The 16,199-nt window shown below is 73.5% G+C and carries 20 protein-coding genes; 13 read left to right on the forward strand and 7 right to left on the reverse strand.

Annotated elements, in window-relative coordinates:
• Positions 1-57 precede the first annotated feature (57 nt).
• Positions 58-234 carry a hypothetical protein gene (locus tag FFA01_RS15990; RefSeq protein ID WP_167627381.1) on the reverse strand — a complete coding sequence of 59 codons (177 nt, stop codon included), beginning with the start codon at positions 232-234 and terminating at the stop codon, positions 58-60.
• Positions 235-316: 82 nt separating this feature from the next.
• Here FFA01_RS15990 and FFA01_RS12985 point away from each other — a divergent pair, with 82 nt between their 5' ends.
• Entirely contained in the window at positions 317-1,216 is a 900-nt protein-coding gene (locus FFA01_RS12985; RefSeq protein WP_146856613.1) for an SDR family oxidoreductase, read from the forward strand.
• Positions 1,217-1,350: 134 nt separating this feature from the next.
• Complete coding sequence (locus FFA01_RS12990) at positions 1,351-3,027, forward strand: serine/threonine-protein kinase (protein WP_146856614.1); 1,677 nt, start codon at positions 1,351-1,353, stop codon at positions 3,025-3,027.
• Positions 3,028-3,667: 640 nt separating this feature from the next.
• Here the strand turns inward: FFA01_RS12990 and FFA01_RS12995 are convergent.
• Entirely contained in the window at positions 3,668-3,946 is a 279-nt protein-coding gene (locus FFA01_RS12995; protein ID WP_146856615.1) for a GlsB/YeaQ/YmgE family stress response membrane protein, read from the reverse strand.
• A gap of 173 nt (positions 3,947-4,119) precedes the next feature.
• On the opposite strand from FFA01_RS12995, the gene FFA01_RS13000 reads away from it, so the two are divergent.
• Entirely contained in the window at positions 4,120-4,527 is a 408-nt protein-coding gene (locus tag FFA01_RS13000) for a PLDc N-terminal domain-containing protein (RefSeq protein WP_146856616.1), read from the forward strand.
• A gap of 89 nt (positions 4,528-4,616) precedes the next feature.
• Positions 4,617-5,306 carry a deoxyribose-phosphate aldolase gene (gene deoC / locus FFA01_RS13005; protein ID WP_146856617.1) on the forward strand — a complete coding sequence of 230 codons (690 nt, stop codon included), beginning with the start codon at positions 4,617-4,619 and terminating at the stop codon, positions 5,304-5,306.
• A gap of 82 nt (positions 5,307-5,388) precedes the next feature.
• On the opposite strand, the gene FFA01_RS13010 is transcribed toward deoC, so the two are convergent.
• The gene (locus FFA01_RS13010; RefSeq protein ID WP_146856618.1) at positions 5,389-5,661 is read right to left on the reverse strand and encodes a hypothetical protein; all 273 of its coding nucleotides are present in this window, start codon (positions 5,659-5,661) and stop codon (positions 5,389-5,391) included.
• A 135-nt stretch (positions 5,662-5,796) separates the two neighbouring features.
• Between FFA01_RS13010 and FFA01_RS13015 the strand changes: the two genes are divergently transcribed.
• Positions 5,797-6,096, forward strand: a complete 300-nt coding sequence (locus FFA01_RS13015; RefSeq protein WP_146856619.1) for a hypothetical protein — start codon at positions 5,797-5,799, stop codon at positions 6,094-6,096.
• A 31-nt stretch (positions 6,097-6,127) separates the two neighbouring features.
• On the opposite strand, the gene FFA01_RS13020 is transcribed toward FFA01_RS13015, so the two are convergent.
• Both FFA01_RS13020 and ald read right to left on the reverse strand, forming a co-directional pair.
• On the reverse strand, positions 6,128-6,754 hold the full coding sequence (locus FFA01_RS13020; RefSeq protein ID WP_146856620.1) for a GNAT family N-acetyltransferase: 627 nt from the start codon (positions 6,752-6,754) through the stop codon (positions 6,128-6,130).
• A 33-nt stretch (positions 6,755-6,787) separates the two neighbouring features.
• Complete coding sequence (gene ald / locus FFA01_RS13025) at positions 6,788-7,903, reverse strand: alanine dehydrogenase (protein ID WP_146856632.1); 1,116 nt, start codon at positions 7,901-7,903, stop codon at positions 6,788-6,790.
• A gap of 155 nt (positions 7,904-8,058) precedes the next feature.
• Between ald and FFA01_RS13030 the strand changes: the two genes are divergently transcribed.
• Complete coding sequence (locus tag FFA01_RS13030; protein WP_146856621.1) at positions 8,059-8,574, forward strand: Lrp/AsnC family transcriptional regulator; 516 nt, start codon at positions 8,059-8,061, stop codon at positions 8,572-8,574.
• Between the two features lie 62 nt (positions 8,575-8,636).
• Here FFA01_RS13030 and FFA01_RS13035 read toward each other — a convergent pair whose 3' ends face one another.
• Entirely contained in the window at positions 8,637-8,900 is a 264-nt protein-coding gene (locus tag FFA01_RS13035) for a hypothetical protein (RefSeq protein ID WP_146856622.1), read from the reverse strand.
• A gap of 265 nt (positions 8,901-9,165) precedes the next feature.
• Here FFA01_RS13035 and FFA01_RS13040 point away from each other — a divergent pair, with 265 nt between their 5' ends.
• The 5 genes from FFA01_RS13040 to FFA01_RS13060 are packed head-to-tail and all read left to right on the forward strand — an operon-like array spanning position 9,166 to position 13,843.
• A complete protein-coding gene (locus tag FFA01_RS13040) occupies positions 9,166-9,867 on the forward strand; it encodes a GAF and ANTAR domain-containing protein (protein ID WP_146856623.1) in 702 nt (233 codons plus the stop codon).
• Positions 9,864-10,577, forward strand: a complete 714-nt coding sequence (locus tag FFA01_RS13045; protein WP_146856624.1) for a GAF and ANTAR domain-containing protein — start codon at positions 9,864-9,866, stop codon at positions 10,575-10,577. Before FFA01_RS13040 ends, FFA01_RS13045 begins: the two co-directional genes overlap by 4 nt.
• 49 nt (positions 10,578-10,626) lie before the next feature.
• The gene (locus tag FFA01_RS13050) at positions 10,627-11,736 is read left to right on the forward strand and encodes an acyl-CoA dehydrogenase family protein (RefSeq protein WP_182501189.1); all 1,110 of its coding nucleotides are present in this window, start codon (positions 10,627-10,629) and stop codon (positions 11,734-11,736) included.
• Positions 11,730-13,130 carry a PIG-L family deacetylase gene (locus FFA01_RS13055; RefSeq protein ID WP_146856625.1) on the forward strand — a complete coding sequence of 467 codons (1,401 nt, stop codon included), beginning with the start codon at positions 11,730-11,732 and terminating at the stop codon, positions 13,128-13,130. Before FFA01_RS13050 ends, FFA01_RS13055 begins: the two co-directional genes overlap by 7 nt.
• Positions 13,127-13,843, forward strand: coding sequence for a glycosyltransferase family 2 protein (locus FFA01_RS13060; protein WP_146856626.1), 717 nt, complete (start codon positions 13,127-13,129; stop codon positions 13,841-13,843). Before FFA01_RS13055 ends, FFA01_RS13060 begins: the two co-directional genes overlap by 4 nt.
• A gap of 38 nt (positions 13,844-13,881) precedes the next feature.
• Here the strand turns inward: FFA01_RS13060 and FFA01_RS13065 are convergent, their stop codons facing one another.
• Entirely contained in the window at positions 13,882-14,367 is a 486-nt protein-coding gene (locus FFA01_RS13065) for a glutathione peroxidase (RefSeq protein WP_146856627.1), read from the reverse strand.
• A gap of 154 nt (positions 14,368-14,521) precedes the next feature.
• Here FFA01_RS13065 and FFA01_RS13070 point away from each other — a divergent pair, with 154 nt between their 5' ends.
• Together FFA01_RS13070 and FFA01_RS13075 are read left to right on the forward strand one after the other, a co-directional pair.
• Entirely contained in the window at positions 14,522-15,481 is a 960-nt protein-coding gene (locus tag FFA01_RS13070; RefSeq protein ID WP_167627384.1) for a helix-turn-helix transcriptional regulator, read from the forward strand.
• Between the two features lie 153 nt (positions 15,482-15,634).
• Complete coding sequence (locus FFA01_RS13075) at positions 15,635-15,988, forward strand: hypothetical protein (protein ID WP_146856629.1); 354 nt, start codon at positions 15,635-15,637, stop codon at positions 15,986-15,988.
• Positions 15,989-16,199 lie beyond the last annotated feature (211 nt).

Here is a 16,199-nt window from a genome sequence, read left to right on the forward strand (position 1 = left end):
CACGGCGGCGCACGACGAGGTGCGCGCCGAGGATGCGGCGGAGAGAGCGGGGGCGGGTCAGGCGGCCGTCGGAGGCGGGCATCCGGCGATCTCACCGTGCGCGTTGGTGCCCCACAGGCTCATCCACCCGTTGGTGCCGCAGGTGCGCTTGGTCAGCACCAGCCGGTTCGGGAAGGCCGCCGTGTCGAGTCGCCGGAGCCGCGTGGAGGCGGGGGCGCAGGCGGGTGAGGACACGTCGGTATTCTACCCGCGCCTCCTCGGCTCCATCGGGGTACGCCCGCACCGCACGTCCAGCGCCGCGGCGTACGACGGTCGCATGACTCGCGACCAGTACACGTTCGACGACCCGCGCACGCGCTACCCCGTCATCAGCCCCGAGGTGCAGCAGCAGCCCGAGCCCGGCCTCCAGTCGAAGATGACCCCGGTGCCCGACCTCGGGGAGGACACCTACCGCGGCACCGGCCGGCTCACCGGGCGCAAGGCCCTGATCACCGGCGCCGACTCGGGCATCGGAGCCGCCGTCGCCATCGCCTACGCCCGCGAGGGCGCCGACGTCGCCCTGTCGTACCTGCCCGAGGAGGAGGACGACGCCCGCCACGTCGTCGAGCTCATCGAGGCCGCGGGGCGCACCGCCGTCGCCCTGCCGGGCGACCTGACCAGCGCCTCCTTCTGCCGTTGGCTCGTCGAGGAGGCGGTGGCCGGCCTGGGCGGGCTCGACGCCATCGTCAACGTCGCCGGCAAGCAGGTCTGGCAGGACGGCATCGAGAACATCACCGACGAGCAGTTCGACCTCACCTTCAAGACCAACGTCTACGCGCCGTTCTGGATCGTCAAGGCGGCGCTCCCGCACCTCGGCCCGGGGTCGACCATCATCAACACGGCGTCGCTCGAGGCGTACCAGCCCGCCCCCGACCGGCTCGACTACGCGACCACGAAGGGCGCGATCAACAACTTCTCGAAGGGCCTCGCGCAGCAGCTGATCTCGAAGGGCATCCGCGTCAACGTCGTCGCGCCCGGTCCCACCTGGAGCGTGCTCCAGGTGACGCTGGGCGTCGACCCCGAGACCCTGCCGGAGTTCGGGTCGAGCGAGTCGCCGATCGGCCGTGCGGCGCAGCCGGCCGAGCAGGCCCCCGCCTACGTGTTCCTGGCGAGCGCGGAGTCGAGCTTCGTCGCCGGGGAGACCCTCAACGTCAACGGAGGCATGGTCACGCCGTAGCACGGGCCGGGTCGGACCGGCCCGGCGGACCGGGGCTGGGCCGGATCGGGCTCGGCGGGTCCGTCCGCACCCGGACGCGGCGACCGCCGCCTAGGGTGGAGGTCCTTGCCACCCACACCCGGACAGGAGGCGGCATGGACACCCCGGACCTCACCGCGGGCATGGTGCTCGACGGTCGTTACGAGATCGTCTCGGTGCTCGGACGCGGCGGCATGGCCAGCGTCTACCGCGCCCGCGACACCCTGCTCGGTCGCGTCGTCGCGATCAAGCTCTTCGCCCCGACGGGCGCCGCCGCCGCCGAGCTGCGGCGCGAGACCAGCGAGGTGCAGGTGCTCGCCGGTCTGGCGCACCCGGCCATCGTCACGCTCTTCGACGCCCGCGTCGACGACGCCGACCGGGCGTACCTCGTCATGGAGTACGTGGAGGGCCCGACCCTCCAGGAGCTCGTCTCGAGGGGGCCTCTGGCTCCGGCCACCGCGGCGGCCATGCTGGCCGATCTCGGCGAGGCCCTGCACGTCGCCCACGAGGGCGGCGTCGTGCACCGCGACGTGAAGCCCGCGAACATCCTGCTCGCGCCCGTGCCCGGCGGCGAGGGCCGGTACCGGGCCAAGCTCGCCGACTTCGGCATCGTCTACCTGGTCGACTCGACGCGGCTCACCGCGACGGGCACCGTCATGGGCACCGCCGCGTTCATCAGCCCCGAGCAGGCCCTGGGGCAGCCGATCGGCCCGCCCTCCGACGTCTACTCGCTGGGTCTCGTCACCCTCGAGGCGCTCACCGGCCACCGTGTCTTCGACGGCTCGGCGGTCGAGTCGGTCATGAAGCGGCTGCACAACGACCCCGTCATCCCCTCGTCGCTCGAGACCGGGTGGGCCTCGCTGCTGACCTCGATGACCGCCAGGGATCCGGAGGCGCGACCCACCGCGCTCGACGTCTCACGCCGAGCGTCACGACTCGCCTCGGCCGGCCGAGGGGGCACCGCCGACCTGGCCGCCGTCCCCGACGCGACCGCGCCGCTGGCGCCGAGCGATCGCACCATGGTCCTGCCGGCCGCGGGGGTCGCCGGTGCGGCTGCGGGGCTGGGCGCCGCCGGTGCGGCGGGTGCCGCGTCGGCGGACGAGCGGACGGCCGCGGACGGCTCGGAAGCCCCGACGGCCGCGTACGGCTCGGACGCGCCCACGGCCGTGTACTCGAACGGGTCGGCGTCCGCCGGTTCGGACGCCCCGACCGAGCGCTTCGGCGCGGCGGCCGCGGCCGCGGGGGTCGGTGCCGGACTCGGCGCAGGTGCGGGAGCCGGGGGTTCGGGAACGGGCGCCGGCGGGGGCGACGACGCCCGCGCCTCCTCGGGGAAGCGTCGCTGGATCGTGCCGGTCGTCGTGGTCGCGGTTCTCGCGCTCGTCGTGGGCGGGATCGTCTGGGGCGTGTCGCAGGGATCGGGTGGAGGCGCGGTGCCGGCCGAGTCGACCTCGCCGAGCAGCACCCAGCCGAGCGACGAGCAGTCGACGCCTCCGGCCGAGAGCACCGAGCCGTCGACCGAGCCGTCGGACTCGTCGTCCGAACCGGAGACGCCGACCGAGCCGTCGCAGGACACGTCCACCGAGCCCTCGACGGAGCCCTCGGAGGACACGTCCACGGAGCCGTCGGCACCGACCGAGCCGTCGGCCGATCCCGTCGAGCCGAGCGTGCCCGAGGTGACCGTGCCCGCCGTGGACACCGGCGTCGACACGGGCGTGCTCCCCGGCGGCAACGGGAACAGTGGCAAGGGGAACAACGGGAACGGCAAGGGCAACGGAGGCCCGAAGGCCCCGTAGCCCGCGCGGGCGCGAGACGCCCCCGTCGCGGGGCGCCCCCGTCGTGCCCCCCCCGTCGCGAGCTCGAACGCGTTCCGCCGATCGAGTGGTCGGAAGATGCTCTTCGCGGCGCGAGGAAGAGCATCTTCTGACCACTCGACGACGAGCGCAAGCGCGTGAGCGCGAGGCGCACCGTCATGACTCGAGCGCGTTCCGCGATCGAGTGGCGAGGCCCGCTCGCGAGGCGCGAGCTCCCCCCGTCGCGAGCTCGAACGCGCTTCGCGATCGAGTGGCGAAGCGCGAGACGCCCCCGTTGCGCTCGAGCGCGTTCCGCCGATCGAGTGGTCGGAAGATGCTCTTCGCGGCGCGAGGAAGAGCATCTTCTGACCACTCGACGACGCGCGCAAGTGGCGAGGCGCGAGGCGCGAGGACGCGGGAGTGCGAGCGCCCGCGCTCCCGTCCGGGAGATGTCGTGAGCCCGAACGCGTTCCGTCATCGAGTGGTCCGTAGATGCTCTTCGTAGCGGGAGGAAGAGCATCTTCTGACCACTCGATGACGCAGGAGAGCGCGCGAGAGATCCAGGGCGCGAGCTCCCGCCCGCGGGACGACGAACGGGCCGCCCTCCGAGTGGAGGGCGGCCCGTCGGCGGTGCGGGACTCGACTAGTTGCGAGCGCCCTTGCGGCCGGTGACGCGCAGGTAGATGAAGAGCACGATGATCGCGCCGATGATCGAGCCGATGATGCCCGACGTCTGGAAGAAGCCGTCGGGGTTCTGGCCCGGGAAGATGAGGTAACCGAGGAACCCACCGACGAACGAGCCGATGATGCCCAGGAGGATGGTCATGGGGATCGAGATGTTCTGCTTGCCGGGCATGACGAGACGGGCGACGGCGCCGGCGATGAGGCCGATGACGATGAGGCTGATGATGAGACCGAGCATGATGACTGCTTTCTTTCGGTGCGCCGGATGAGCGCGGTTGCTGCCACGGGGTCGGGCAATCACCGACTCAATCACTTATCGGGCACCGAGGGCCGATTTCGTGAAAAGTCTTAACAGAACCCCCTCCGAACTGGTAGTGGCGCAGGTGGGAAATCCCTGAATAAGATCGCGACATGTACGTGCTCGTCTCCGGCCTCATGTTCGCCCTCGTCGTCATCGCGCTGGTCGACATCATCACCCGCCAGGACGGCCAGGTGCAGCATCTGCCGAAGCTCGTCTGGGTGCTGCTCGTGGTGTTCCTCCCTCTGATCGGCAGCATCCTGTGGTTCGCCGTGGGCCGCGACTGGTCGGCGGCGACCGAGAACGTGACCTTCGGGGATCCGAGGAGGCGCGAACGCCTCGGCTGGGCGGGCTCGCCCTCGCGGTCTGCCGTGGCGCCCACTCGCCCGCTCAGCACCGAGGAGCAGCTGGCGGCCCTCGACCGCGAGATCGAGTTCCACGAGCAGCAGGCGCGCCTGAGGGCCCTCGAGGCGGAGGTCGAGAGGCGTCGCGACGGCGACCGGGGCGGCCAGGCGGGCTGACTCCGGCGCACCCGGGTTTCGTCGTGGGGTCGCGACGGTCGATGATGGACGACGAGCCGATCACGCTCGACCTCCCCGGAAGGACCCCCATGACCGAGACCCTGCAGGCCGCCGACATCGTCCGCCTCGTCGACCACACCCTCCTGAAGCCCGAGGCGACCCACGCCGACGTCGACGCCCTCATCGCCGAGGCCGTCGAGCTCGGCGCGTACTCCGTCTGCGTCTCGCCGTCGATGCTGCCCCTGGTCCTGCCCGAGGGCTCCGACCTGAAGATCGCCGTCGTCGCCGGGTTCCCCAGCGGCAAGCACACCTCGGCCGTCAAGGCGGCCGAGGCGCTCGAGGCCGTCGCCTCGGGCGCTCACGAGGTCGACATGGTCATCGACGTCGGGGCCGCGAAGGCCGGCGACTTCGTCAGCGTCGAGGAGGACATCGCGATCGTGCGCGGCGTGATCCCCGCCCCGACCGTGCTGAAGGTCATCATCGAGTCGGCCGCGCTCAGCGACGACGAGATCGTCGCCGTCTGCCAGGCGGCCGAGCGGGCCGGCGCCGACTTCGTCAAGACCAGCACCGGATTCCACCCCACGGGCGGGGCCACCGAGCACGCCGTCAGGCTCATGGCTCAGACCGTCGGCGGGCGCCTCGGCGTCAAGGCCTCCGGCGGTGTCCGCACCATCGACGACGCCCGCCGCTACGTCGCCGCGGGCGCGACCCGTCTGGGCGTCTCGGGCACGCGCGCCCTCGTCGAGGGTGCCGACCCGTCGGCCGCCGCCGGGTACTGACGACCGACCGTCGTCGAGCTCGAGCCGCAGCGAGGGCCCGGGCCCGGAGTCGACGTCTCCGCGGCGCCGGCCCGAGCCCCGCTCAGTCGTAGAGGCGCCCCAGCAGCCAGTGCCCGGCGGCGTCGCGGACGACCTCGAACATGTGGGTCGTGCCGTCGGACGCGGTCGCCTGGAACCGCCAGCCGAGGAACCTCTGCGGCGGGTGCGTGATGAGCTCGTGGATGAACAGCGGTTCGTCGACGAGCGGCGTCGGGGTGTCGCTGACCCGCCAGCGGACGCCGTCGTGGACGAGTCGAGCGGGCAGCCCGTCGTCGAACCAGAGCGCGACGGCCGATCGGGTGGTGGAGATGTTCATGGCCCGCCTCTCGTTCGAACACACGTTCGATCAGAGGCGAGTGTAAGCAGGCCGATCCGGCTCGCGCAACCGCGTCGGCGTGTCTTCCGTCGGGGCCCGGCATGGCGCTACGATCGGCTCGACCGAGGGGGTCGCATGGAGACGCAGATCGATCGACCGACGGTCGCCGAGCCGCGCCCGGCCGCCTGGTCCGGTGCAGCGATCGCCGCGTTCGTGCTCGGCCTCGCCTCGCTCGTCCTGATCAACGGCGGGGCCGTGGGCGTGCCCGTGGCGGTCGTCGCCCTGGTGCTCGCGTTCCGGGCCCGGGCCGACCTGCGGGTCGATCCCGCCCTCCGGGGCACCACCCTCTCGCTGATCGGCTTCCTCGCGGCCGGGGTCGCCGCGGCGATCGGATTCATCTCGTTCGTGCTGCCCTTCGGGGCCGTCCTCCTCTGACCCGACGCCGCGGCGGCCGTCGGCTCCGGGCTCAGATCCCGGCAGGCTCGGTCGAGCCCCCGCCCGCCGCAGCGCGCCGCAGGCTGACCCAGCGCTCGTGGATCTCGTAGCCGAGCGCCTCGTTCATCCGGATGCTGCCCGCATTGGCCTGCGCGCCTCCGGTGCCGAAGGTGCGGACGCCCTCGTCGGCGAGCGTGACCACCGACAGGGCCTTGACCGCGACGGCCAGCCCGCGACTCCGGTGGGTCGACCGCACCGAGGTGAAGTCCGTCTCGGCGTGCCCGCCCCGTCGCTCGATCGCGGTCACGGCGACGAGCAGGCCGTCGTCGAAGGCGCCGAACACCCGCCCGTCGCCCGCGAACAGCGTGCGCGCCGCGTCGAGGTCGAGGTGCTCGCGGGCCGTCGCCGGCGTGTACGGGTAGTCGGCCTGCGTCGCGGCCTCGAGCTCGTTCACGGCGTCCGCCTCGACCTCCCGCAGCTCGCGCACCTCGAACCCGGCCGCCCGGGCGGCCTCGACGGCGGCCCGTGCCTCGAGCAGCCGAGGAGGCGCGGCGACGGTCAGCCGCGCCCCCCACGACTCCCCGGCGAGGGTCCACCCCGCCGCCTCGAGCTCGGCCCGTCCGGGATCGTCTGCTCGCAGCACGCGCATCTCGTCCATAGCGCCAGTCTGCCGCCGGGCCGCGGCCGACCGCTACGCGCCGAGCGGCTCGAGCGACGCGAGAGGCATGCCGAGCGCGGCGGCGACGCCCGCGTTGGTCACGGCGCCGGCGTGCACGTTGACGCCGGCCGCCAGTGCCGGGTCCGCCGCCGTGGCGGCCCGCCAGCCGCGATCGGCCAGCGCCACGACGTAGGGCAGGGTCGCGTTGGTCAGCGCCCGCGTGGAGGTCTCGGGCACCGCGCCGGGCATGTTGGCCACGCAGTAGTAGACGGCGTCGTGCACGGCGAACGTCGGGTCGTCGTGCGTGGTCGGGTGCGAGCCCTCGAAGCAGCCGCCCTGGTCGATGGCGATGTCGACCAGCACCGCCCCCGACTTCATGCTCGCGACCATCTCGTCGGTCACGAGCTTCGGCGCCGCCGCGCCGGGGATCAGCACCGAGCCGATCACGAGGTCCGCCTCGCGCACCTGCGCCGCGATCTCGAGCGGCGTCGACGGCCGGGTCTGGATGCGCCCGTCGAAGCGGGCCTCGAGGGCGCGCAGCCGCGGCAGGGAGAGGTCGATCACGGTGACGTCCGCGCCGAGGCCGAGGGCGTTCGCCGCCGCGTGCTCTCCGGCGACGCCGCCGCCGATCACGACGACCTTCGCCCGCGGAGTCCCGGGGACGCCCCCGAGCAGGGTGCCGCGACCGCCGGAGGCGCGCATCAGCTGGTAGGCGCCCACCGTGATCGAGAGACGTCCGGCCACCTCGCTCATCGGCTGCAGCAGCGGCAGCGACCGGTCGGGCAGCTGCACCGTCTCGTAGGCGACGGCCGTCGTGCCCGAGGCGACCAGCGCCTCCGTCAGCTCCCGGTCGGCCGCGAGGTGCAGGTAGGTGAAGAGCACCTGGCCCTCGCGCAGCAGGGGGTGCTCGGCCGCGATCGGCTCCTTGACCTTCAGCAGCAGGTCGGCGCCCGACCAGACCTCGGCGGCCGTGGCGACGATCGTCGCACCGGCGGCGAGGTAGTCGGCGTCGAGGATGCGCGAGCCGACGCCCGCGCCGCTCTCGACAAGCACCTCGTGGCCGCGGCGGACGAGGGCGTCGACGCCGGCGGGGGTGATGGCCACCCGGTTCTCGTTGTTCTTGATCTCGGTGGGCACTCCGACGCGCATGGGGTCTCCTGTCGGATCGGGGCCCTCGCGGGGCCGGTCGTCGCTGATCGTTGAGACGATGCTGGCGATCATTCGTTTCATTCGTGTTTCGACCGAAGAAGATTCTGCGAGAATCCCGTCATCGACTCGAAACGACAGCCTCAGGGGTGCTGCGCATGACCACGCCGAACGATCTTCGCCCGTCCGAGGGTCCCGCCGTCCCTCCCGCCGACCTCGACGAGGTGGACCGCCGTCTGCTCGACGCGCTCGCGACCGACGGTCGGCTGTCGAACGCGGCGCTCGCCGCGGCCGTCGGCGTCGCGCCGTCGACCGCGCACACGCGGCTCCGCTCGCTCATCGACCGCGGCGTGATCACCGGGTTCCTGACCAGCGTCGACCAGCGCCGCATCGGGCGTCCGCTCCAGGCGATCGTCGGCGTCACCCTCCGGCCGGGGTCGCGGCAGGCCGCGATCACCGCGTTCTCGGAGGCCGTGCGGAGCCTGCCCGAGGTGCTGCAGGTGTTCTTCCTCGGCGGTCAGGACGACTTCATCGTGCACATCGCAGTGTCGGACTCGTCCGAGATCCGCACGTTCGTGGTCGACCACCTGTCGGCGCAGCCGAGCGTCGCGTCGACCCGCACGAGCATCGTGTTCGACTACCACCGGAACGGCGTGGCGGCCTCGTTCCGCTGACCCGCGCCTCCCGGGTCCTTCTCGGGCCGGTGGTGGACGGACCGGCAGGAGGCACGGGTCGCCTACGCGTACTCGTCGAGGTCGAGAGGCGGAGCGTCCTCGACATCGCCCGCGAGCGACTGCTCGGCGATCGAGACGACCTCGACGACGACGACGGTCCGCTCGCCGACCAGGGCCGCGACGCGCTCGCTCGTGATCGTGCGGAACTCGACGAAGTCCGCCTCGTGCCGGACCGCGTCGACGAGTCGGGCGCGGAGCGCGGCGAGGTCCTGGGCCGGGTCGACCGCGTAGACCCGGTCGTCCAGTCGGAGCGTGATCAGCTGCATGGGGCCCGTCCGTCGGGGGTGCGCGACCAGGGCCGGCCGACGCGGGGTCTCCCGGGGGCCGGGGGAGTGATCCCGCATCAAGCTTCGCACCCCGCCGGTCGTCGCGACACCCCCTTGCGCGGACGCGCCGCCCGTGCACGGGACCCGCCGACCGGACGGCTCGCCGGGACTTCTTCCGCACGACACCTGTGGGACGAACGCGAGACGAGTACCGTGGCGTCCATGAACGAACAGGGCCCGCCCGGGCGAGCGCGTGGTTGACGCCATGATCGACGCCCTCGAGTCCCTCCGTCGCGCCGCCGCGACCGGTGGCGACCTCGCGGGCCCCTTCCTCCGGGTCCTGCCCGTGACGGGCGTGTCGATCGCGACCATGGGCGATCTGCTGCGCACCGAGACGGTGGCGGCCAGCGACCCGCAGGCCGCGCGCCTCGACGAGCTGCAGTTCGACCTCGGCGAAGGGCCTTGCTGGGACGCCCTCGCCGAGCGGTCCCCCGTGCTCGAGCCCGATGTGCGCAACAGACCGCGACGGGTCTGGCCGGCCTTCTCGCGGGCGATCGAGCACGACGGGATCGGCGGTCTCTTCGCGTTCCCGCTGACGGTCGGACCGCTCGGCCTCGGCTCGATCGACCTCTACACGGCGCTGCCGCAGGCCCTCACGGCCCTGCACGAGGATCAGACCTGCCTGCTCGCCGCCGAGGTCAGCCGCCAGCTCCTCAAGCAGGCCGTGCGCGAGGTGGCCGACGCCCAGGAGGAGGAGGTCGCCGTCGACAAGTCGTCGCGGCGGCGGGTGCACCAGGCGACCGGCATGGTTCTGGCCCAGGTCGACGTCTCGGCCGCCGACGCCGAGCTGCTGATCCAGGGGCGGGCCTTCGCCGAGGGACGGACGATGAGGCAGGTGGCCGAGGACGTCCTCGCCGGACGGCTCAGCTTCGCCGTCCGCCCGAGCGGCATCGAGGAGTCACGATGAGCGAGACCTCCAGAGAAGCGCGCCTGGTCGAGGCGTTCGCCACCCTGGCCGACACCCTGGTCGCGGGGTACGACGTCATCGAGCTGATGCAGACCCTGCTCGAGACCTGCCACGACCTGCTCGACGTCACGGCGGGCGGCATCCTGCTGGCCGACGACGACGGCGACCTCGAGGTCGTCGCGTCGACGAGCGAGGGCAGCGCCCTCGTCGAGACCCTGCAGCTCGACGCCCGCAGCGGTCCGTGCTGGGACTGCTTCACGTCCGGCGAGGTCGTGTCGCTGATCGACGTCTCCGACACCCCCGACCGCTGGGGGGAGTTCGGCGACGTCGCCGCCGCCCAGGGGTTCCACGCGATCTACGCCCTGCCGCTCCGCCTGCGCGACACCGTCATCGGCACGCTCAACCTGATGCGCGCCACGGTCGGCGAGCTCAACCCGCGCGACGTCCGGGTCGCCCAGGCGCTGGCCGACGTCGCGACGATCGGCGTGCTCCAGCAACGGACCCTCCGCGACAGCGACATGGTGCGCGCGCAGCTGCAGACCGCGCTGAGCACCCGCGTGGTGATCGAGCAGGCCAAGGGCGTCGTCGCGCACACCCACGACGTGTCGACCGACGACGCCTTCGACCTCATCCGCGTGCACGCCCGCAGCAAGCAGCTCAAGCTCGCCGACGTGGCGCGAGGACTCGTCGACCGCACCATCCGGCTCTGATGCTCCGACCCGACGGCCCGTGACGCGGCGAGCGGCCTACGGTCGGGGGATGCGTCTCTCCGCCCCGGCCGACCCGGGCAGCCTCACGCGACTCGTCTCCGACGCGTCGCCCTCCGACGTCGCGGGTGCGCTCCGACTCGCCGTCGACCTCACCAGCCGAGGAGGCGCGGCGCCGGTCCCCGGGGCCGGGCGCACCGCCGACCTGTGGCGGGCGCTGGCGACCCTCGCCGCCCACGACCTGGGCGCCGCCCGAGCGGTCGAGCCGCACCTCGACGCGATCGCGATCCTGACGCAGGCCGCCGACGCGGGCGAGGCGGGGGAGCCGACCCGCGCCTCCTCGGAGTCCGCACGCAGCTGGGGCGTCTTCGCCGCCGAGGTGCCCGGGGCCCGCCTGGAGGCCTCGCCCGCGCCCTCCGAGCCGTCGGGCGACGCGGCCGGCTGGACCCTCAGCGGCGAGAAGGGCTGGTGCTCGCTCGCCGGCGTGCTCGACTCCGCCCTGGTGACCGCCTGGGTCGGCGACGAGCGTCGGCTCTTCGCGGTCGACCTGCAGCAGCCCGGCGTCGAGGTCGTCGAGGGCGCCTGGCACGCCCGCGGGCTCGTCGAGATCCCCTCCGGTCCGGTCCGGTTCGACCGGGTCGCGGCACGCCCGGTCGGCGCACCGGGCTGGTACCTCGAGCGGCCCGGGTTCTCATGGGGCGGCATCGCGGTCGCCGCCTGCTGGTACGGCGGCGCGGTCGGGGTGGCCCGGACCCTGCACCGCTCCGTGCAGCGCCGCGAGCCCGACCCCTTCACGGCGGCGGCGCTCGGCGCGGTCGACGAACGGCTCTCGGACGCCCGACGCGCGCTCGCCGAGGCCGCGGAGCTCGTCGACGCGGGGGAGGCGACCGGCGACGCCGGCCGGCTGCTCGCCAAACGGGTCCGGGCGACGGTGGCGCACGTGGCCGACGACGTCCTGACGCGGGTCGGCCGCGCCCTCGGCCCCGCCCCGCTCGTGGCCGACGCCGCCCACGCCAAGCGCGTCGCCGACCTCGAGCTGTACCTGCGCCAGCACCACGCCGACGCGGACGACGCCTCCCTCGGGCGCCAGCTCCGCGAGCTCGCGGTGTCCGGGGCCCGTTCCGCCGACGCCGACGCCGGCAGCGCGGTGGCCCCGTGGTGAGGTTCGACGCCCGCGACCCCGCCGAGCCCGTCGCGGCCTGGTCCGACGACGGACGGCTGACGGCGCTGCCGGCCGACCCGCGCCTCCTCGGCGATCCCGGCCCCGTCCTCGTGCTCGCGGCGCACGCCGACGACGAGACCCTCGGCGCGGGCGGCCTCATCGCGCTCGCGTCCCGCGCCGGGCGCGCGGTCACGGTGGTCGTGGTCAGCGACGGCGCCGCCTCGCACCCCGGCTCGTCCACGACGTCGACCGACGCCCTCCGCGTCGAGCGCGCCGCCGAGGCCCGCGCGGCCCTCGACGAGCTGGGCGCCGGCATCGAGCTCGTGCTGCTCGGCGTCGCCGACGGCGGACTGCAGGAGGCGCGGGCCGACCTCCGCTCCCGCCTCGCCTCGATCGTCGCCGAGCGTCGCCCGACCCTCGTGCTCGCCCCCTGGCGCGGAGACGGTCACCGCGACCACCGCGTGCTGGGCGAGATCGCGGCCGACCTGGTCGGGCCGGGCGCGGACGCGGACGGAGGCGCCGGGAGCGCCCCGGCCCTGTTCGAGTACCCGATCTGGCTCTGGCACTGGGGCGCCCCCGAGCACCCCGACGTCCCGTGGGGCGACCTCGTCCGGGTGGAGCTCGACGCCCCGGCCCGCGACGCGGCGGCCCGCGCGCTCGACCGGTACGCGTCGCAGGTGCGTCCCCTCTCGGGGAGCGCCGGCGACGAGGCCGTGCTGCGTCCCGACTTCCTCGTGCACTTCGCGCGCGACGCCGAGTACCTCGTCCGCCGCGCGCCCGCGCCCGCGCCGGATCGGCCCGCCGCCGCCCGCTTCGACGAGACGCACGCCCGCCGCGCCGACCCCTGGGGCGTCACCACGCGCTGGTACGAGCGCCGCAAGCGCGCGCTCACCCTCGCCTCCCTGCCCGACGAGACCTACGGCTCGGTGCTCGAGATCGGCTGCTCGATCGGCGTCGTCACCGCCGAGCTGGCCCACCGCGCCGACGCGGTGCTGGCCCTCGACGTCTCGGAGGTCGCCGTCGGCCATGCCCGCGCCCGCCTGGCCGATCGACCGCACGTGCGGGTCGAGCGCGCCGACGTCACCCGCGGTCTGCCGACCGACGGCCCCGTCGACCTCGTGCTGCTGAGCGAGGTGGGCTACTACCTCGACGCCGACCAGTTCGAGCGGCTGCTCGACGAGGTCGAGCGGGTGCTCGCGCCGGCCGGCACGGTCGTGGCCTGCCACTGGCGGCACGGTGCCGACGACTTCCGGCAGAGCGCCGACGACGTGCACGCCGCCCTCGCGCGCCGCCCGGGCCTGTCGTCGCTCGTGCACCACGTCGAGGCCGACTTCGTGCTCGACGTGCGGTCGCGCGACCCGCGGTCCGTGGCCGACCGGACGGGGCTGCGGTGACCGGCCCGCGCCTCCTCGGGGTCGCCGTCGTGGTGCCCGCGCGCAACGAGGCCGAGCTGATCGCGCGCTGCCTGGCGTCCCTCGCCGTCGCCCGGGAGCACCTGCGCGCCGAGATCCCCGAGCTCCGCGTCCTGACCGTGGTCGTCGCCGACGACTGCACCGACGACACCGCCGCGATCGCCCGCCGCGACCCCGACGTGACCGTCGTCGAGACCCGGGGACGCGCCGTCGGCGTCGCCCGAGCCGCCGGCGTCGAGGTCGCGGTGCACCGACTGGTCGACGAGGGCGTCGACGAGCCGGCGATCTGGATCGCGAACACCGACGCCGACTCGGTCGTCCCGCCGAACTGGCTGTCCGCTCAGCTCGCGCTCGCCGACGACGGCGCCGACGTGATGGTCGGCACGGTGCGACCCGACTTCGCCGACCTGAGCGCTGAGCAGATCGCCGCCTGGACGGCACGGCACACCCCGGGCCGGCCGAACGGTCACGTGCACGGCGCCAACCTCGGCGTGCGGGCCAGCGCCTACCGGTCCGCGGGCGGCTTCGACCCGCTCGACCTGCACGAGGACGTCGTGCTCGTCGAGCGGCTGCGCGCGACGCCCGGCGTCGCCGTGGTCGCCTCCGACGCCGGCGAGGTGCTCACCTCGGGCCGGCGCGTGGGCCGCACCCGCGGCGGCTACGCGGGGTATCTCGCGGTCGACCTGCTGACCTGAGGAGGCGCGGCCCGATCAGGCGGGCCGCGTCACGTCGATCAGGCGGGCAGCGACGACTCGATCAGCGACACGATCTCGGGGGCGTCGGGTTCGGTGGTCGGTCGGAAGCGGTGCACCGCGCCTCCCGGGGTGATGACGAACTTCTCGAAGTTCCACTTCACCTTGCCGGCCTTGCCGTCGGCGTCGGCCGTCTTCTTCAGCTCGGTGTAGAGCGGGTGCTCGCTGCGGCCGTTGACCCGGACCTTCTCCATCATCGGGAACGTCACGCCCCAGGTCGCCGAGCAGTACTCGTCGATCGCCTCGGCCGAGCCCAGCTCCTGCAGGAACTGGTTGCTGGGGAACCCGAGCACGGTGAACCCGCGCTCGCCGTAGGTCCGCTGCAGCTCCTCGAGCTTCTCGTACTGGGGCGCGAGCCCGCAGCGCGAGGCCACGTTGACGACCAGCACGACCTTGTCGCTGTACGCGCCGAAGGTGGTGGCCTCTCCGCGCAGGGTGGTCAGGTCGATCGGATCGAGTTCGCTCATGCTGCGACGCTACGCCGAACCCGGTGGTTCACCGGAGGCGTCCGGCAGCTTCACGGTTATCTCCATGCGTGCGCATGAGCACAGGGGGGACCCGTCGTCAAGCCCCCGATCTGGAATTGGACCCAGGTCAACAATTCGACAGAATGACGATCTCATGGAACATCGGGACGACGCGCGGGTACGCCTCGAGGTGCAGGGACGCGACCTCGACGAGGGTCTCGAGTTCTTCTCGGACGGTTACGGCGGCGACGGCCTGACCGGCAGGATCACCGACGTCGACTTCGCGTATCGGCACACCGCCACCGGAGACTCCCGGCTGACGCTGCGCTCGAACAAGTTCCTCGGCGAGATGGCCGGCGCCGTCACCCCGGTCGGCGAGCACATCGTGCACTGGCTGACCCGCGGCACGGCCTCGATGGACGTCGGCCACGAGGAGCACCGCCTCGGGGTCGGCAGCCCGGTGATCGTCCCGAAGAACCAGCCGTTCCGGTTCCGTTACGAGGACTACGAGCAGAGCCTCGTGCACATCGACGACTCCGTGGTCTTCGAGGTCGCGGCCGAGCGCGAGGGCGCTCTGCCCGGCTCGCTCGTCTTCGACCACGCCAGCCCGCTGACCGAGGCGGCGAAGGCGCGCTGGGGTGCCGCGGTGCGCCGCATCGCCGCGACCTACCTCGATCCGGCCGCGCCCCCGCTGCTGCGTCTCGAGGCCGCGCGGTTCGCCGCCGCGTCGATGCTCGAGGCCTTCCCCCACACGTCGACGATCATGCAGGAGGCGCTCCTCGCGCCCCGCAACGCCAGCCTGCGCGAGGCGGTCGAGTACCTCCACATCAATGCGCACCTCCCCATCACGCCCTCCGACGTCGCCCGGCAGGTGGGCGTCACCCCGCGCGGGCTGCAGCAGGCGTTCAGTCGCCACCTCGACACGACGCCGACGGAGTACCTGCGCGGCATCCGCCTCGAGCGGGTCCGAGACGAGCTGCGCATCTCGTCGCCCGACCAGGTCACCGTCGCCGAGGTGGCGCGGCGCTGGGCCTTCTCGCACCTGGGACGGTTCTCGGGGAGCTACGTGCAGCGCTTCGGCGAGTACCCCCGCGACACCCTGCTGCGCGGCTGATCCGCGGGCTCGCGTCTCCGGATCATGTCCGGGGGCCGGACGCAAGGGGGCTCTCCCGGCTGGGACCGCGGCGAGGAGGCGCGGGTACCGTCGTCCACGAGCGACCGCGGCCGTCGGGATGGGACCCGGAGGCGGATCAGCCGGGAGGGCACCGTGAAACGCATCCACTACGCCGACGAGTACATCGTCACAGGAGACGACATCGCCGACGCCGTCATGGCCTACGCTCGCGGGCTCGCCCTGAAGGGTCGGTCCGACTCGGTCGAGCTGCCGGCGCTGACGCCCGAGGGCGAGGTCGGACGCTTCCAGGTGCTGCTCGGGCCGGCGAGTCAGATGGTCGTCTCGGGCGAGCCGGACTCCCTCGTCGTGATCGAGGACGCCGACCTCGTGGCCGACCTGCGCGCGCGGATCGACGGGCTCGAGGGACCCTCGGCGCGGCCCAGCTCGCCGGGCGAGCGGTTCCCCGACATGGACGCCGAGCAGTACCCCGAGTCGCGGGCCGGCTGAGTCCGGTTCGGCTGAAACCACGTTCTGCACGTGAAACCACGTTCATACGTGGTTTCACCTGCAGAACGTGGTTTCACTCCGGCGGGGCGGCCGGGCGGCGGCCCGGCGGCGGCGGCCCGGTGGCTCGCCCCGGCCGGGTCCGGGCGCGCGGAAGACCCCACCTCGCCGGGGCGGGGTGGGGTTCCACCGGGAACGCGGGCCCCGGCCCCCT

Origin of the sequence: Frigoribacterium faeni (assembly GCF_007988805.1) — a bacterium.
Classification (GTDB): domain Bacteria; phylum Actinomycetota; class Actinomycetes; order Actinomycetales; family Microbacteriaceae; genus Frigoribacterium; species Frigoribacterium faeni.

What these genes read in the sequence shown, in the direction of transcription:
- ald (WP_146856632.1), bottom strand. Translation starts at nt 7,903, where the DNA reads ATGCGCGTCGGAGTGCCCACCGAGATCAAGAACAACGAGAACCGGGTG.
- deoC (WP_146856617.1), top strand. Translation starts at nt 4,617, where the DNA reads ATGACCGAGACCCTGCAGGCCGCCGACATCGTCCGCCTCGTCGACCAC.
- FFA01_RS13000 (WP_146856616.1), top strand. Translation starts at nt 4,120, where the DNA reads ATGTACGTGCTCGTCTCCGGCCTCATGTTCGCCCTCGTCGTCATCGCG.
- FFA01_RS13020 (WP_146856620.1), bottom strand. Translation starts at nt 6,754, where the DNA reads ATGGACGAGATGCGCGTGCTGCGAGCAGACGATCCCGGACGGGCCGAG.
- FFA01_RS12995 (WP_146856615.1), bottom strand. Translation starts at nt 3,946, where the DNA reads ATGCTCGGTCTCATCATCAGCCTCATCGTCATCGGCCTCATCGCCGGC.
- FFA01_RS13030 (WP_146856621.1), top strand. Translation starts at nt 8,059, where the DNA reads ATGACCACGCCGAACGATCTTCGCCCGTCCGAGGGTCCCGCCGTCCCT.
- FFA01_RS13035 (WP_146856622.1), bottom strand. Translation starts at nt 8,900, where the DNA reads ATGCAGCTGATCACGCTCCGACTGGACGACCGGGTCTACGCGGTCGAC.
- FFA01_RS13015 (WP_146856619.1), top strand. Translation starts at nt 5,797, where the DNA reads ATGGAGACGCAGATCGATCGACCGACGGTCGCCGAGCCGCGCCCGGCC.
- FFA01_RS12990 (WP_146856614.1), top strand. Translation starts at nt 1,351, where the DNA reads ATGGACACCCCGGACCTCACCGCGGGCATGGTGCTCGACGGTCGTTAC.
- FFA01_RS13010 (WP_146856618.1), bottom strand. Translation starts at nt 5,661, where the DNA reads ATGAACATCTCCACCACCCGATCGGCCGTCGCGCTCTGGTTCGACGAC.
- FFA01_RS13045 (WP_146856624.1), top strand. Translation starts at nt 9,864, where the DNA reads ATGAGCGAGACCTCCAGAGAAGCGCGCCTGGTCGAGGCGTTCGCCACC.
- FFA01_RS13050 (WP_182501189.1), top strand. Translation starts at nt 10,627, where the DNA reads ATGCGTCTCTCCGCCCCGGCCGACCCGGGCAGCCTCACGCGACTCGTC.
- FFA01_RS13065 (WP_146856627.1), bottom strand. Translation starts at nt 14,367, where the DNA reads ATGAGCGAACTCGATCCGATCGACCTGACCACCCTGCGCGGAGAGGCC.
- FFA01_RS13070 (WP_167627384.1), top strand. Translation starts at nt 14,522, where the DNA reads ATGGAACATCGGGACGACGCGCGGGTACGCCTCGAGGTGCAGGGACGC.
- FFA01_RS12985 (WP_146856613.1), top strand. Translation starts at nt 317, where the DNA reads ATGACTCGCGACCAGTACACGTTCGACGACCCGCGCACGCGCTACCCC.
- FFA01_RS13040 (WP_146856623.1), top strand. Translation starts at nt 9,166, where the DNA reads ATGATCGACGCCCTCGAGTCCCTCCGTCGCGCCGCCGCGACCGGTGGC.